This is a genomic window from Reichenbachiella agarivorans, from assembly GCF_025502585.1.
GTDB classification, from domain to species: Bacteria; Bacteroidota; Bacteroidia; order Cytophagales; family Cyclobacteriaceae; genus Reichenbachiella; species Reichenbachiella agarivorans.
The window spans coordinates 3,756,605-3,771,762 of the sequence record NZ_CP106679.1; the positions used below are offsets into that span (position 1 = coordinate 3,756,605).

At 40.7% G+C, this 15,158-nt stretch carries 13 protein-coding genes and 1 pseudogene; all 14 read left to right on the forward strand.

The annotated features are described in order from the left end of the window. Positions 1–4 precede the first annotated feature (4 nt). Positions 5–1,289: pseudogene (locus N6H18_RS18765) on the forward strand (sigma 54-interacting transcriptional regulator). Next, a complete protein-coding gene (locus N6H18_RS15755) occupies positions 1,273–1,800 on the forward strand; it encodes an LptE family protein (RefSeq protein WP_262309241.1) in 528 nt (175 codons plus the stop codon). Before N6H18_RS18765 ends, N6H18_RS15755 begins: the two are co-directional and overlap by 17 nt. A 41-nt stretch (positions 1,801–1,841) precedes the next feature. Continuing rightward, the gene (locus N6H18_RS15760) at positions 1,842–3,818 is read left to right on the forward strand and encodes a DNA topoisomerase 2-like domain-containing protein (RefSeq protein WP_262309242.1); all 1,977 of its coding nucleotides are present in this window, start codon (positions 1,842–1,844) and stop codon (positions 3,816–3,818) included. Positions 3,819–3,853: 35 nt separating this feature from the next. Next, positions 3,854–4,111: a hypothetical protein gene (locus tag N6H18_RS15765; RefSeq protein WP_262309243.1), complete on the forward strand. Its 258-nt coding sequence runs from the start codon at positions 3,854–3,856 to the stop codon at positions 4,109–4,111. Beyond that, complete coding sequence (gene secG / locus N6H18_RS15770; protein WP_262309244.1) at positions 4,111–4,482, forward strand: preprotein translocase subunit SecG; 372 nt, start codon at positions 4,111–4,113, stop codon at positions 4,480–4,482. Before N6H18_RS15765 ends, secG begins: the two co-directional genes overlap by 1 nt. Before the next feature lie 216 nt (positions 4,483–4,698). Further along, entirely contained in the window at positions 4,699–4,977 is a 279-nt protein-coding gene (locus N6H18_RS15775) for a co-chaperone GroES (RefSeq protein WP_262309245.1), read from the forward strand. A gap of 37 nt (positions 4,978–5,014) precedes the next feature. Then, a complete protein-coding gene (gene groL, locus N6H18_RS15780; RefSeq protein WP_262309246.1) occupies positions 5,015–6,646 on the forward strand; it encodes a chaperonin GroEL in 1,632 nt (543 codons plus the stop codon). Between the two features lie 485 nt (positions 6,647–7,131). Continuing rightward, positions 7,132–8,415 carry an alginate export family protein gene (locus N6H18_RS15785; RefSeq protein ID WP_262309247.1) on the forward strand — a complete coding sequence of 428 codons (1,284 nt, stop codon included), beginning with the start codon at positions 7,132–7,134 and terminating at the stop codon, positions 8,413–8,415. A gap of 26 nt (positions 8,416–8,441) precedes the next feature. After that, positions 8,442–9,974 carry a methyl-accepting chemotaxis protein gene (locus N6H18_RS15790; RefSeq protein WP_262309248.1) on the forward strand — a complete coding sequence of 511 codons (1,533 nt, stop codon included), beginning with the start codon at positions 8,442–8,444 and terminating at the stop codon, positions 9,972–9,974. A gap of 186 nt (positions 9,975–10,160) precedes the next feature. Further along, positions 10,161–10,562 (forward strand): DUF3127 domain-containing protein, encoded by a 402-nt coding sequence (locus N6H18_RS15795; protein ID WP_262309249.1) that lies wholly within the window; start codon positions 10,161–10,163, stop codon positions 10,560–10,562. Positions 10,563–10,932: 370 nt separating this feature from the next. After that, positions 10,933–12,327: a tetratricopeptide repeat protein gene (locus tag N6H18_RS15800; RefSeq protein ID WP_262309250.1), complete on the forward strand. Its 1,395-nt coding sequence runs from the start codon at positions 10,933–10,935 to the stop codon at positions 12,325–12,327. A 113-nt stretch (positions 12,328–12,440) separates the two neighbouring features. Beyond that, on the forward strand, positions 12,441–13,211 hold the full coding sequence (locus N6H18_RS15805; protein ID WP_262309251.1) for a phosphosulfolactate synthase: 771 nt from the start codon (positions 12,441–12,443) through the stop codon (positions 13,209–13,211). Between the two features lie 16 nt (positions 13,212–13,227). Next, positions 13,228–14,181, forward strand: a complete 954-nt coding sequence (locus tag N6H18_RS15810; protein ID WP_262309252.1) for a DUF368 domain-containing protein — start codon at positions 13,228–13,230, stop codon at positions 14,179–14,181. Next, positions 14,178–14,927, forward strand: coding sequence for a shikimate dehydrogenase family protein (locus N6H18_RS15815; RefSeq protein ID WP_262309253.1), 750 nt, complete (start codon positions 14,178–14,180; stop codon positions 14,925–14,927). Before N6H18_RS15810 ends, N6H18_RS15815 begins: the two co-directional genes overlap by 4 nt. The last annotated feature ends 231 nt before the right edge of the window (positions 14,928–15,158 follow it).

Genomic DNA, 15,158 nt, shown 5'->3' on the forward strand with positions numbered 1-15,158 from the left:
AGTTTTGAAAGAATCTGATATCCAATCCATCAAAAGGCGTTTCGGGATCATTGGCAACTCGCCACTTCTCAATCAAGCCATCAATGTCGCAGCTCAAGTTGCGCCTACTGACATGAGCGTATTGATTACAGGCGAAAGTGGCAGTGGCAAGGAATCATTTTCTAAAATCATACACTCACTGAGCAAGCGCAAACATGGGCAATTCATTGCCATCAACTGCGGTGCTATTCCAGAAGGAACGATTGATTCAGAACTATTTGGACACGAAAAGGGCTCTTTTACCGGAGCGCATGAGGCACGCAAAGGGTATTTCGAAGTGACAGACGGTGGCACCATCTTCCTCGATGAAATCGGAGAAATGCCGTTGAGTACACAGGCTCGTCTATTAAGGGTACTCGAAAATGGAGAATTCATCAAAGTGGGATCATCCAAAGTCCTCAAAACCAACGTACGTGTGATTGCCGCTACCAACGTCAATCTCCTCGGCGCAGTACAAAACAAAAAATTCAGAGAAGACCTATATTATAGATTGAACACTGTGCCAATCTATGTACCACCATTGCGAGAAAGAGGATCAGACATCGAGTTACTATTCAGGAAATTTGCTTTCGACTTTGGCGAGCAATACCATGTCGAACCTATCAAGCTAACAGAAGATGCCAAATCCTTGGTCAACAAATTCAGATTCCCAGGCAACATCAGACAACTCAAAAACATCGTAGAGCAAATTTTCAGTATTGGAAATGGAACGCCTATTAGATGCTGCTAAACTGGCAACCTATCTACCGATGGATAATTCTTACTTGCCCGCTACCATAGATAAAAAAGACAGCAGCAGCAAAGATGGTGGCTTTTCAGAACGAGATATTCTGTACAAAATCCTCTTCGATATGAAGAATGATGTCACAGAGTTGAAGAAATTGATTCTAGAAATGCTCAACAGCGATAGTAGCAACACAGAGATTTTGAAAGAACACAAGAACCTATTTCAAAACCTAGAAATTGTAGAGGAGCAGTTTGAAGAAACCGTAAAACCGAGTAGAGTCGAAGAGCCCATTTTAATCTCTGCCAACAATAACAACCACTCATCCTATGAGCTGGACAAAATCGAAGATATTACTCATGAGACAGAAGAAGACGATTCTTTGTCTATAGAAAAAAAGGAAAAAGAATTGATCATCCGTGCGCTAAGAAAAAACAAAAACAAAAGAAAGTATGCAGCACTCGATCTTGGCATTTCTGAACGTACCCTGTACCGTAAAATCAAACAATATGAACTGGAAGAGTAGTTTACTTATCATCTTACTCGCATGCTGCATGAGTACCTCATGTGGTGTATATTCATTTACCGGAGCGTCCATCTCAGCAGATGTCAAGACGATTTCGATTCCTACATTCTACAACAATGCTCCTCTAGGACCATCCAACATGAGCATAACCTTTACAGAACAGATTCGAGATTATTTTATTCAGAACACCAACCTAAGATTAGTCGACAGTGACGGGGATCTACAGTTGGAAGGTGCGGTCACCAACTATACACTCTCTCCTGTGGCCGTGACCGCAGCACAAGAAGAAAACAGCATTGACCTTACCAGTTTGACCAGATTGACCATTTATGTCAATGCTTCCTACGTCAACATCAAAGACGACACCTATGATTTTGACAAAACATTTTCCTTCTTTATTGATTTTGATCAGGACAGAGAAAACCTATCTTCCAATGAAGAACAATTTGTCGAAGAAATCTTCGATCAAATCATCTTGGATATATTTAACAGCTCTGTGGCTAATTGGTAAATTTTATTAACTTTAGCGTTTAGCATAAACCAAACATACACTTGAATAAGCAGAAGTTTATTGATCTAGTAGGAGTAACAGAAAAGATTTCTGAAGCAGATGTAAAAGCACTCGAAACGCTAGTTCGTCAATATCCCTATTTTCAGAATGGACATGCTATCCTAGCCAAGGCGAGCAGAACACTCAAATTGCCTTCATACAAGGCTAAAATGAACACTGCTGCAGTTTATGCTACGGACAGATTGGTGTTCAAAGACTTTATCACTGCTACTCCATCACCTGCTACAAAAACCGCTCAAACGAACCCCACTCCTATACAAAAAACTGTGGCTCCACAGCCATCTGTTACTCCCAGAGGAGAAATGGACAAATTGATTGAGGAAATCTATGCCAACCTAGAAAACTGGAAATCCAGCAGAGAACAATACCTCGAATACGAAAAAGAACACCCTGAAGAAATCGTTATCCTCCCTGTTCCTAAAGCAGATGATGCCTTTGAAAAGCTAAAAAAACAAGTAGCAGATGAGGTCAATGCAGAAGAATCCAAACCTGAACCTGCTCCCCTGCCAGAAAATAAAGCCGTCGAAAGTGCTGCTCCAAAGGAAACAAAAACTGAAAGCGTCGAAGAAGAAAAAGTAGTCTCTTCTATCACTGAAACCGAAATAACATCGGAGATAGAAGTGGAAATACAAGAAGTTGAAACTATAGAAACTACAGTAACCACACCTGAAGACGAAATAGCTGAAATTCCAATAGAAGAAAAAGTAATTACGCCTAAGTCCTCCAAAAAATCAGAGGGACCAGAAATAGAGTCCTTGGATGATCATTTGGAAGCACTAGAGGCTCAGATTGATGAAATCACTCCAATCCTACAGGCCAAAAGGGAAGAAGAAATCAATGCAGACGAGGATTCACATGTAGAGCCTGTCAAAAAAGAGACTACTACCTCTGAAGTAAAACCTCAAAAGATCATTGAAAAACCTGCAGATGACAAGTCTGACACACCTGTCGTAGATGAATCTGTTATTGAGTTGGATCCAGAAACCGTTTACAGTTTCAACAGTCCGATACCAGAACCTCAAGAATTGCCAGAAAGCTTACAGCAAAAAAGAGATTACAAAAAGGAGAAAGAAGCTCAAAAAGCAGAAGAGGATAAAATGATTTCCTCTGAAGAACTCAGTAAAATCGTTGACAAGGTCAGTGAAGAGGTGGAAATGGAGGACAGAGAAGGTCATCCAGAAGATGTATCAGACGAAATGTCCGAAATCATCGAATCCAAACTTCAATCGCTGCAAAAACCCAAAGATTCTAAACCTGAGGAAGCCAAAGAAGAACCTGTAGCAAAAGTAGAAAGCACAAATGTGCTGGATCAAACTCCAGATCATACTGAATCACCCACTGCAGAAGACTTGCCCAAAAAGAAGCCTACAGCAGTCGCTGAAAAAGGCGAGATACCCGTTTTTGATACTGACGATGAAGACATCGAAATCAGACAGGATACTGAAGTATCTGCTAAAGATTCTGAACACGAACTAGGTGAAATAGATGAAGAAAGAAAGTCTCTAAAACTAGTCCCTGGAGCGTCCAAAGGAGATAAAAAATTCAGGCTTTCCGTCCTAAAAAGACCTCACAAGTTTACCAAGCCTAAAAAAGAAACCAAAGAAACAGATACTCCTACCGCTGCAAAAGCAAAGAAAGAAGTCACGGAGGAAAAAGTCGATAAGGCAAAGGTTGACAAAAAAACAGCTGCTAAAACTACCAAAGAGAAAGCAGTCAAAAAGACTGTATCTAAAGCTAAAAGCATCTCAAAAAAGGAAAGTGCCACTGACACAAAAAAGGAGGACACACCGTCGGAAACAGCTAAAGAAAATGAACAGGAATCAAGCCCGAGCAAGAAGCTAAAATCCACTCCTAAATTCAGGATGTCAGCCTCTATCAAAACGTCTAAAAAACTGAATACAGACAAGACGAAGAACGAGGATCAGGATGATGACATAAAAAAAAAACACCTGAATTAAGTAAAACCAAACCTCCTAAAGAGATACAAAACTCTTTGATAGATTCTTTCTTAGAAACGAATCCAAGCATAGAAGTATCTAAGGATCAAAAGAATATTCCTGCCATTGTTCAGGATTTATCAGAGACCAGTACCATGTTCCCTGACAATCTGGTCACGGAAAACCTTGCCACAATCTTGACAGATCAAGGCAAAATAGAAAGAGCCATAGAGATCTATGAAAAATTAATTTTGAAAAATCCTAAGAAAAAGGCTTACTTTGCGTCTCAAATTGAAAAACTAAAGAAATTATAATGTTTGCAACTATCATTACATTAATTGTCATCGTGGCAATCGTATTAATCTTGGTAATACTTGCACAAAATTCAAAAGGCGGTGGACTCTCTAGTCAATTTGGCGGAGCTGGCACTTCACAATTGATGGGTGTAAAGAAAACAGGTGACCTATTAGAGAAAATGACATGGACTTTGGCTATCGTATTGATCGCCCTGACTATGTCTACTAAATTCATGATTGGGGGTGCTAATACTGGAAGTGAGTTTTCTAGTCCAAACATCGAAAGTGCGCAAGACAAATCAGTAGCTCCTGCCTTGGATATGGATGCTTCAGAAGCTCCAGCAGAAGAATTGCCTGTACTTGAAGAAAGTACTGAAGACGCAGAATAACATTATCAAAAGCATATATTTAAAAGTCCTGACAGTTTTGTCAGGACTTTTTTTTGCCCATACAGCAAGGATGTCAGTGTCCAAACGCAGCATTGCCAAGCCTGTCACTCCTCTCCTAACTTTGTCGGTCTTTTTGTCAGAAATCACGAACTGGCACAAGAAGTGATAAGGGAGATGTAGATTTATAACTTCAAAAAATCATAAACTAAAAGTAAAATGTCAAAAGTAAACTTTAAACCAAACGAAGACCGAATCTTGGTTGAACCAGCTGCAGCAGAAGAAAAGACTGCTTCAGGAATCTTCATTCCAGACACTGCCAAAGAAAAACCTCAGGAAGGTGTAGTAGTCGCTGTTGGTGAAGGAACAAGCGAAAAGCCTGTGACTGTAAAAGTAGGCGATAAAGTACTTTATGGTAAATACTCTGGAACTGAGATCTCCCTACAAGGTGGTGAATACCTCATCATGAGAAACTCAGATGTTTTCGGAACACTTTAATTCAAATTTTAACCTAGAATTTTAATCAATTAGAATAATGGCAAAAGAAATATTTTTTAACACTGACGCAAGAGACAGACTCAAAAAGGGTGTGGATCTATTGGCTAACGCGGTAAAAGTAACATTGGGACCTAAAGGTAGAAATGTGATACTTGACAAAAAATTTGGCGCTCCGACTGTTACCAAAGATGGTGTTTCGGTAGCCAAAGAAATCGAACTAAGTGAGCCTATCGAAAACATGGGTGCTCAGTTGGTCAAAGAAGTTGCTTCTAAAACAGCTGATGACGCAGGTGATGGTACTACTACCGCTACTGTATTGACTCAAGCTCTTTTTGCTAATGGAATCAAAAACGTAGCTGCAGGAGCCAACCCAATGGACCTGAAAAGAGGTATCGACAAAGCAGTTGCTGCTGTGGTTGCCAATTTGAAAAAGCAGTCTAAAGAAATCAAAGGTTCAGAAGAAATCGCTCAAGTAGCAACTGTATCTGCTAACAACGATGCTGAAATCGGTCAGATGATTGCTGATGCAATGACAAAAGTTGGCAAGGACGGTGTAATCACTGTAGAAGAAGCCAAAGGAACTGAAACTGAAGTGAAGACTGTTGAAGGTATGCAGTTTGACAGAGGTTACCTCTCTCCTTACTTTGTGACCAACACAGAGAAAATGGAAGCAGAATTGGACAACCCTTACATCTTGATCTACGACAAAAAGATCTCTACGATGAAGGAAATCCTTCCAGTATTGGAAGCTACTTCTCAGCAAGGCAGACCATTGTTGATCATCTCTGAAGATGTAGATGGCGAGGCTTTGGCGACTTTGGTTGTCAACAAAATCAGAGGTTCGTTGAAAGTAGCTGCTGTCAAAGCTCCAGGTTTCGGAGACAGAAGAAAGGCTATGTTGGAAGACATCGCTATCTTGACTGGAGGAACTGTCATCTCTGAAGAAAGAGGTTACAACCTAGAAAACGCTACCCTAGAATACCTAGGTACTGCTGAGAAAGTCAACATCGACAAAGACAACACTACAATTGTCAATGGCAAAGGTACCTCTGAGGACATCTTGTCCAGAGTCAACCAAATCAAACAACAAATGGAGAATACTTCGTCTGATTATGACAAAGAAAAACTCCAAGAGCGATTGGCTAAGTTGTCAGGTGGTGTAGCGATTCTCTACATCGGTGCTGCAACCGAAGTAGAGATGAAAGAGAAGAAAGACCGAGTAGATGATGCACTACACGCTACTAGAGCTGCTGTACAAGAAGGTATCGTAGCTGGCGGTGGAGTTGCTTTGATCAGAGCAATCGAATCTCTCGATGGCATGAAACTGGAAAACGAAGATCAAAACACAGGTGTCAATATCGTAAGAATCGCTATCGAATCTCCTTTGAGAACCATCGTCGAAAATGCAGGTGGTGAAGCATCAGTAGTAGTCAACAGAGTGAGAGAAGGCAAAGGCGACTTTGGCTACAACGCTAGAACTGATGTGTACGAAGAGATGTTCAAAGCAGGTATCATCGATCCTACCAAAGTAACAAGGTTGGCACTAGAGAATGCTGCATCTATCGCTGCTCTCCTATTGACCACAGAAGCTGCTGTCGCTGACAAACCAGAAGAAAATGGTGGACCAGCAATGCCTCCAATGGGAGGTGGCATGGGCGGCATGATGTAATATCATAAGCCTTTTCGTCCGACAGGTTAGTACGGACATCTTATTATATATCAAAGTCCGATTGTGTTTCAATCGGACTTTTTTTTGTATCCAGCCTCACACATTTCCAACTCAGTGACACCATTTTATATAGGAAAATCAACTTTATCTTTATTCTATCTCAAGTACAACCCCTCCTATTTATACACACTCTTCTAGGTATAAAAACGTAGAAATAAGTGATGAAAAATTTCAATACCCATAGATCCGATCAAAATCTAAAAAACAAGCCAATTATCGCTTGGAGGGAAAAAACCACATTAATTCTCATCTGTATCAAGTAGTACAGAAATAATCTAAGCCTACAGTACAACTCCAATCTACATCCCGCTCACAAATCCTGAATGGACTTTTAAGCCTTTTTACCTAGAGAAAATTACACTTTAAATCGGATTGCTCAGGCATGCAAACTCAGGCAACTTTGGAAAACAAAAACCAATGAACTGATGAACATGTTGAAAAAACTCATCCACCTACTACTGCTATGGGTAGCATGTGCTACCCAATCCTTCGCCCAGCAGAATTTCAAACTGCAAGCTGAGTACCGACTCAACCCACTTTACTCTCATGGATACAGAGTGCCAGTCATTGGAGATAAAAAAGACGAAGGATACGTCAGTCAGCGTACACGCATCATCATGAACTATGAAAAAGAGGGTGACATGAGTTCGGAAATCATCCTTCAAGACCTCAGAGCTTGGGGAACCTACAACAACAATGGTCAAGCAGGCAATCTCAGCATATTCAGGGCTTGGGTGGAAAAACAAATCGTAGATGGTTTGTCCATCAAGGTCGGTAGACAAGGGTTTATCTACGGAGACGAATTCATCTTGGGTGGTCTCAATTGGGGTGGCAACATGGCACACGATGCTGCGCTATTCAAATACGAAAAAAGTGGATTCAAAGCACATCTAGCCGCTGCATACAATTCCACAGGATTTACTTTTCAACCAGAAGTGTATTCGTTCAAAAACCACAAAAACATGCAATTTCTATGGTTGCAAAAAGATACCGATCGCCTATCAATAGCAACCGTTTTCCTCAACAGAGGATTGGAAAAACCCGATGGTAGCCTAGACATCAGGTATGACCACACCACAGGTGTCAATGCTTCTTTTAAAATAACAGACAAACTAAACCTAAAGGGAATCTACTACTACCAGTTCGGCAAAGATACCGTAGGTACAGGCAGACAAGTCAATGCTTTCCTTTACTCTGCACAGGCCAAATTCACTCCTAACAAGAACATTACCTTCACGCTCGGTACAGATGTCGTATCTGGAGAATCTACAGCTGATGCTGCCAATCCAGATTACAATCAACGAAATAATTTTGACATCCTTTTTGGATTGAGGCATGGCAATTTCGGCTACCTAGACTACTTCTACACCAGACTATGGCCAGTATCAGGATTGGAAGATTACTACCTCAAAACCAACGTAAAAACCGGACAAAAATCAAACATGGACATACATGTACATGGATTCTTTAGTCAAAACAAGGTGTACAATGAGACTTTCAGCAAGTCACTAGACGACTACTATGGAACTGAGCTAGACCTCAGATGGCACTACAAGCAAAGTGACAATACCAAAATCACTTTGGGCTACAGTCACATGTGGGTAACTGACACTTACATGAGCTATTATGATGGCGCCAGCTCAGAGGGATCTTCGACCTTTTATGCAGTCATCACTGTAAAACCAACATTTTTGAATCATTCATTTTAACTGACTCTTTCTAAAACAATAACAAGATGAACCTATTGACAAACCTCAAAGTATCGACCAGAGTATTATCGGTATTTGCGATCATTATCGCTCTTTATATCTCCAACATCTTTTACAACACTTACAGTCTTTCTTTGATCAGAGGAAACATTGAAGCGATCTACGAAGATTGGTTGGTCAGCATCAATTATCTGCTGCAAGCTGACAGAGATGGCTATCAAGCCCGTCTTGAGTTCAGTGAAATTCTAGTCAACTTTAGTGAAGAAAATGCTACATCCTATAAGCTGGATGACAAATTTTCAGAAGTAGATGAAAACATCCAACAGTTGAACGAGCGTTTTCAAAAATTCAAATCAACCTATATCAATGCTACTGACAAGAAAGACCTTCCTCAGTTCCAAGCATTCGAATACCAGTACGAGCAGCTCGTCAATCACACAGTTCAAATCAGAAGCAGTTTAAAAGCTGGCAACATAGAAAAGGCCAAGTACATCTATTTCGAAGATTTCGTCAAAGCCTTTGATACCATGAGATTGGCCATTGACGAATTGACCGAGATTAGCGAAAATGAAGCTGCACAGCATTTTGCGCAAAGTATCGCTAGGTCAGAACAGATTCGCCAAATCGCCTTCTTATTTTTTGGAGTCCTGCTGATATTCATGATTCTATCTAGCATCGCTCTGACGCGAAGCATTGTCAAACAACTGGGGTGTGAACCAACCGAGGCAGCTGACATTGCCAAAAATCTATCTGAAGGAAACCTAAACATCAAGTTTGACGACAGAAATGAAGGTCTCTATGCAGATTTAAAATTGATGGTCAATCAATTGAAAAAAATCATCACCGAAGTGGTATCGTCAGCCAAGAATCTTTCATCCGCAAGTGAGCAGTTGACCAACATCTCCATTGGTCTATCCCAAGGAGCCAATGAGCAAGCTGCATCTGCTGAAGAGATCAATTCATCTATGGATATGATGACAGAGTCTACGATCAAAAATAGTGACAATGCCAGAGAAACTGAGCGAATAGCGGATACAGCCTCTGCCAGTGTAAACAATGCCTCACAAGCCGTAGGAGAAACTGTCAAGAGCATGACCTCTATCGCCGAAAAAATCACCATCATAGGTGAGATCGCTAGACAAACCAACATCCTTGCACTCAACGCAGCTGTAGAAGCAGCAAGAGCAGGTGAACAAGGAAAGGGCTTTGCAGTAGTAGCAGCAGAGGTTAGAAAACTAGCCGAACACTCGCAAAAAGCCGCTGCGGACATTGATGACTTATCAAGAAACAGCGTGTCTGTAGCACAGAAATCAGGCACTCTCCTACATGATTTGGTACCAGAAATCAATAAAACTGCTAGTCTGGTCAAGCAAATAGCCGAGAGTTCGCTCGAACAAAACGAGTCTTCCAAGCAAATCAACAGTGCCATCCAGCAACTCAACGACATCATTCAAAGCAACTCTGCTAGTTCGGAAGAGATGGCCAGTGGCTCAGAGGAGTTGTCCAACCAAGCAGAAACACTCAAAGAATTGGTATCATTCTTCAGAGTTGATGGATAAGGAAATTTAAGAAGAGTAGTCTTTCATTTATTGTTTTAGTTATGTAGTCCATGTCCTCGCCGGAGGATGTGGACTTTTTCTTAGTGGGACTACCCAAAAATATCAAACGAATCACCAAAACAGTTTGCTTGTTCATGGGCTAATCAGCATCTTTGCCACCCTATTTTTCAATTCAAAACATTATCCATGGATATCAAAGCAAAACTCATAGAAAAACAAGAAACAGCTCAAATCTCCGCTTCGTTCCGAAAGAGAGAATTTGTAGTAGAATACGCCGAAAATCCTCAATACCCAGAGTTCATCAAGTTTGAATTGATTCAGGACAAATGTGAACAAATCGATGGATTCAACATTGGACAGGAAATCAATGTAGCATTCAACCTCAAAGGTAGAAAATGGACCAACCCACAAGGACAGGTTGTGTATTTCAATTCGCTACAGGCATGGAGAGTTTCGGCTGCCAATGACATTGCTTCTGCTCCGTCCAATGGACAACCAGCAGGAAATGGAGCTGCAGCAGAGAGTCTAGCAGAACCAGAGTGGCTCAACAGCAGCAGCGATGCTGATGCGGACGACCTTCCTTTCTAATTTCACCACGCATTGCCTGCTTTATGAATGGATCTAGCAGGCAATCCTTTTCAATCTAAACATTGCGTCTAGAGCTCTACGGATTTCAAGTCTCACTCAATACTGATTCCTGAGTAATAAGTAAGAGAAATCAACAAATCAGGCAACGAAATCAATCAATTGCTCAACAAAAATTTCGTCAACACAATTTAAATTAAAGCACTGATTTTCTATTCATTAGCCAATAAGTGCTCTAATCAGCTTCAAACAGTCATAAATATTTGGGCTTTGTCGTTTGCAGTATATTATGATTTTCTCATTATCTTCAGAACCAATGAATAGTAAGGATGGTTTTGAAAATCGTCTATCTTTGTAGCTTAATAAAAAGTAAATGGAGGAGAATTTCAAAAAACGCAATGATGACAAAGACCTGGTAAAAAGGTATGAGTCACACAAGGAGAAGAAGGAGGCGTTTTACTTTTCTACTGACGAGTACGAACAAATCGTCCATCACTACCTAGAACAGTCCAAATACCGAAAGGCACTCAAGGCTGTTAATTTTGCTATAGACCAGCATCCCTACGCGGTGGAGTTCATGATACTCAAGGCTCAAACTTACTCTAGTTTGGAAGAATTCGGGATTGCTGTACGACTACTTGATGACGCGTCCAATCTCAACCCAGGAGACGGAGACATCTACCTCATCAAAGGCAACATACAGATCATGCAAGGACAACATGAAGATGCCTTGGAGAGTTTTCACAAGGCATTGGAGTTCAATCAGGAGAAGGACGAAATCTACTTTTCCATGGGCTTGGCTTACCAAAACATATCCGATTTCAAAGGAGCCATCAAATACTTCAAACTCTCACTAGAAGACAACCTCAACAATGAATCTGCACTCTATGAATTGGCATATTGTCTCGATATGTTGGGTGAATTGGAGACCAGTGTCAACTATTACAAAGAGTTTATAGACAAGGACCCTTATTCGGAATACGCTTGGTACAATTTGGGCATCATATACAACAAACTCGAAAAGTACGAAGATTCTATATTGGCCTATGAGTATTGTATCGCCATAGATGAGAAATATAGCTCTGCCCACTACAACATGGGTAACTCATACATGATGCTCAAGAAAAACGAACAGGCTTTGGATTCATTCAAGACCACACTAGAGCTAGAAGGTCCCACGCCAGAAATTTATTTCAGCATAGGGTCTGTCTATGAGAACATTGAGCAGTACGACATGGCCATCCGCTATTTCCGCAAGGCCACCAAACTGGATCAATTCTATGACGAAGCTTGGTACTGCACGGGGATTTGCCTTGGACATCAAGACAAGTGGTACGAAGCAGTTCATTTCTTCAACAAGGCACTTAAACTCAGTGTAGAAAACCCAGATTACTGGGTGGCACTTGCCAAAGCAGAATACAAAGTTGGCAACACTATATCGAGCATAGATGCTTATGATGAAGCGAGCCAGCTCAGCCCCAACAATCCAGATATATGGAAAGATTGGTCCAAAATCTATTTTGAACAAGGAGACATGGATCAAGCCATAGGCATCATCACGGATGGAATCAATGAATTGCCTGAAGAAGCTTCTCTCTATTACTTATGTGTGGTGTATTACATCGAAAGTGGCAAATACAAAACAGCATTCACCTTTTTGGAGAAAGGGTTACATCTTGACTATGAAGGACATACCTTGCTGTATGATTATTTCCCAAATTTGGAGACACAAAAGACACTTTACAAAATTATCCAACAGTACAAGTAGCTGATTTCTATCTTAGAAAATCATTATCTAATTCGTTTTGCTTCTAATTGATAAATCAATTTATTTGCAGGTCGGAACAGACATGTTAATACCAGAATTTTGAATCATTTTGAATGAATTATAACATCAATAATATCCCTACTAGAACAACCAAACCAAGAGAACAAGGTTTTACCATGGTCATGGACAAAGGTCTGAGCACACGTCAGGCTGAAGACATGATCGAAACTTGCGGTGATTGTATAGATATTGTCAAATTGGGATGGGCGACCTCTTATGTCACCGCCAATTTGGATAAAAAACTAGATGTGTACCGCAATGCAGGCATCCCTGTGTATCTCGGAGGGACGCTATTTGAAGCTTTCATAATCAGAAATCAGTTTGACGAGTACCGTAGAGTCTTGGACAAATACAACCTGAGCCATGCTGAGGTATCTGATGGCTCGATCACGATGGATCACGAAAAGAAGTGCGAATACATCAGAATTCTGAAGGAGCAAGTAACTGTACTCTCTGAAGTAGGGTCTAAAGACGCAGCTGAGATCATCCCTCCATACAAGTGGATCGAATTGATGCAAAAAGAACTGGATGCTGGAGCATGGAAGGTCATCGGTGAAGCCAGAGAAGGAGGAAATGTAGGACTTTTCAGATCTACAGGTGAAGTAAGATCAGGCCTAGTGCAAGAAATCTTGACACAAATCCCAATGGAAAAAGTACTATGGGAAGCGCCACAAAAAGAGCAACAAGTCTACTTCATCAAACTACTAGGTGCCAACGTCAACCTAGGTAACATCGCACCAAACGAAGTGATTCCTTTGGAAACGATAAGATTGGGCCTAAGAGGCGATACTTTTGACTTTTTCTTAAATGGTGGTGGTCAATAAACTACCTTAGCCAAATATGAAATCTTTCAAAGACTATTTACTTCTCTTTCTAAAAGGAATCGGAATGGGTAGCGCAGATGTTGTCCCAGGCGTTTCTGGTGGCACTATCGCGTTGATCACTGGTGTGTATGGGCAATTGCTGGACTCTATCAACTCATTTGATTTGACAGCCTTGCAATTGCTCAGAAAAATGAAATTCAAAAAACTCTGGCAACATATCAATGGAAGCTTTTTGCTACCCTTGTTGGGTGGGATAATTGTGAGTATCGTCACACTAGCAAAAGTCATTTCGCATCTGTTGGCCTCCAACCCTATCGAAATATGGTCTTTCTTCTTTGGTTTGATCATTATTTCATCTATTTCCGTCCTCAAGGAAATCAAAGAATGGAATTACAAGGTGGTCGGCTCTTGCGTATTAGGTATTGTCATAGCCTATGTGATTACTACCATCACACCCGCCACGACACCTAACCAATTGTGGTTTGTTTTCATCAGTGGAGCAATTGCTATTTGTGCGATGATATTGCCAGGTATTTCTGGGAGTTTCATTTTGTTAATTTTGGGCAAATATGCCTACATCGTCAAATCCCTCAATGAACTCAACATAGCTGTTGTATTGGTTTTTGTAACAGGTTGCATCACTGGATTACTATCGTTCTCCAGGGCTATTTCTTGGTCTCTAAAGAAATTTCACAACTATGCAATCGCACTCCTCGCAGGTTTTATGCTCGGATCTCTCAATAAAATATGGCCTTGGAAAAAGGCCATACGATTCGATTGGGTGGATGGAAAACAAATTCCCACCTTCGAAAAAAACATCCTCCCAACGGAGTATTTTACAGAGACAGGACAGCAGCCTTTGATCATCCATGCTATCCTATTCATGGCTCTGGGATTCTTGCTAGTCATCATCATCGAAAAATTGGCCTTGCTTATAAAGGAGCCTACCGATAAAAATACAGCATCATGAGACTATTTGGTCTAATTGGAAAAACACTCAAACATTCCTTTTCCAAAAATTACTTCACAGAAAAATACCTCAACGAAAATATTAAAGACTGTCAATATGAGCTATTTGAGTTGAAAGACATTGCTGAGTTTCCTTCTCTCATCGAGCGACACAAAGCTACTCTGGCGGGTCTTAACGTAACCATACCTTACAAATTGGAGGTAATGCAATTCCTGGATGAAATAGATGATCATGCCAAGTCGATCCAAGCAGTCAATACAATCAAAATTTCTAAAAGCGGTAAACTCAAAGGATATAACACAGATTACTATGGATTCAAATCCTCCCTGATGGATTGGGATTTGAATCAAAACACTCAGGCCTTGATATTGGGTACTGGAGGAGCCTCCAAAGCCATCGAAAAAGCTTTGGAAGATCTATCCATCCCCTACCAAATGGTATCTCGCACAGCTACCGAAAAGTGTCTGAGTTACGATCAACTATTGGCTCAACCTGAAATCATCAGCGAGCATCCGTTGATCATCAACACCACCCCCCTAGGCACCTACCCAAACAACGACGGAAAAGCAAATTTGCCATACAATGAACTAACACCACATCACAAGCTTTTTGATTTGGTTTACAATCCAGAAATCACTGCCTTCATGCAAGAAGGACTCAACCGTGGAGCCAAAGTAAAAAACGGCTACAGCATGCTCGTAGGCCAGGCAGAAAAATCATGGGAGATTTGGGAAAATGAGTATTGAATAAAAAACATATCCTGATATCTACTATACTCGATCTGGAATATCAGGGAAAATGAATTGAGTCCGATATAGTTAATATCCACTTTTATCTCAATTGGATTTTAGTCAATTGCTTCTAACAGATTTCGATCAATGAGACAACATATGACTCGAAACCAATATATTTAGTAACATAAGCATAGATTTCTCAATTTGATCAATCTATAAGCATATTCCTTTTCAATCTCAAGA

What these genes read in the sequence shown, in the direction of transcription:
- N6H18_RS15795 (WP_262309249.1), top strand. Translation starts at nt 10,161, where the DNA reads ATGGATATCAAAGCAAAACTCATAGAAAAACAAGAAACAGCTCAAATC.
- N6H18_RS15790 (WP_262309248.1), top strand. Translation starts at nt 8,442, where the DNA reads ATGAACCTATTGACAAACCTCAAAGTATCGACCAGAGTATTATCGGTA.
- N6H18_RS15815 (WP_262309253.1), top strand. Translation starts at nt 14,178, where the DNA reads ATGAGACTATTTGGTCTAATTGGAAAAACACTCAAACATTCCTTTTCC.
- secG (WP_262309244.1), top strand. Translation starts at nt 4,111, where the DNA reads ATGTTTGCAACTATCATTACATTAATTGTCATCGTGGCAATCGTATTA.
- groL (WP_262309246.1), top strand. Translation starts at nt 5,015, where the DNA reads ATGGCAAAAGAAATATTTTTTAACACTGACGCAAGAGACAGACTCAAA.
- N6H18_RS15805 (WP_262309251.1), top strand. Translation starts at nt 12,441, where the DNA reads ATGAATTATAACATCAATAATATCCCTACTAGAACAACCAAACCAAGA.
- N6H18_RS15755 (WP_262309241.1), top strand. Translation starts at nt 1,273, where the DNA reads ATGAACTGGAAGAGTAGTTTACTTATCATCTTACTCGCATGCTGCATG.
- N6H18_RS15785 (WP_262309247.1), top strand. Translation starts at nt 7,132, where the DNA reads ATGAACATGTTGAAAAAACTCATCCACCTACTACTGCTATGGGTAGCA.
- N6H18_RS15775 (WP_262309245.1), top strand. Translation starts at nt 4,699, where the DNA reads ATGTCAAAAGTAAACTTTAAACCAAACGAAGACCGAATCTTGGTTGAA.
- N6H18_RS15800 (WP_262309250.1), top strand. Translation starts at nt 10,933, where the DNA reads ATGGAGGAGAATTTCAAAAAACGCAATGATGACAAAGACCTGGTAAAA.
- N6H18_RS15810 (WP_262309252.1), top strand. Translation starts at nt 13,228, where the DNA reads ATGAAATCTTTCAAAGACTATTTACTTCTCTTTCTAAAAGGAATCGGA.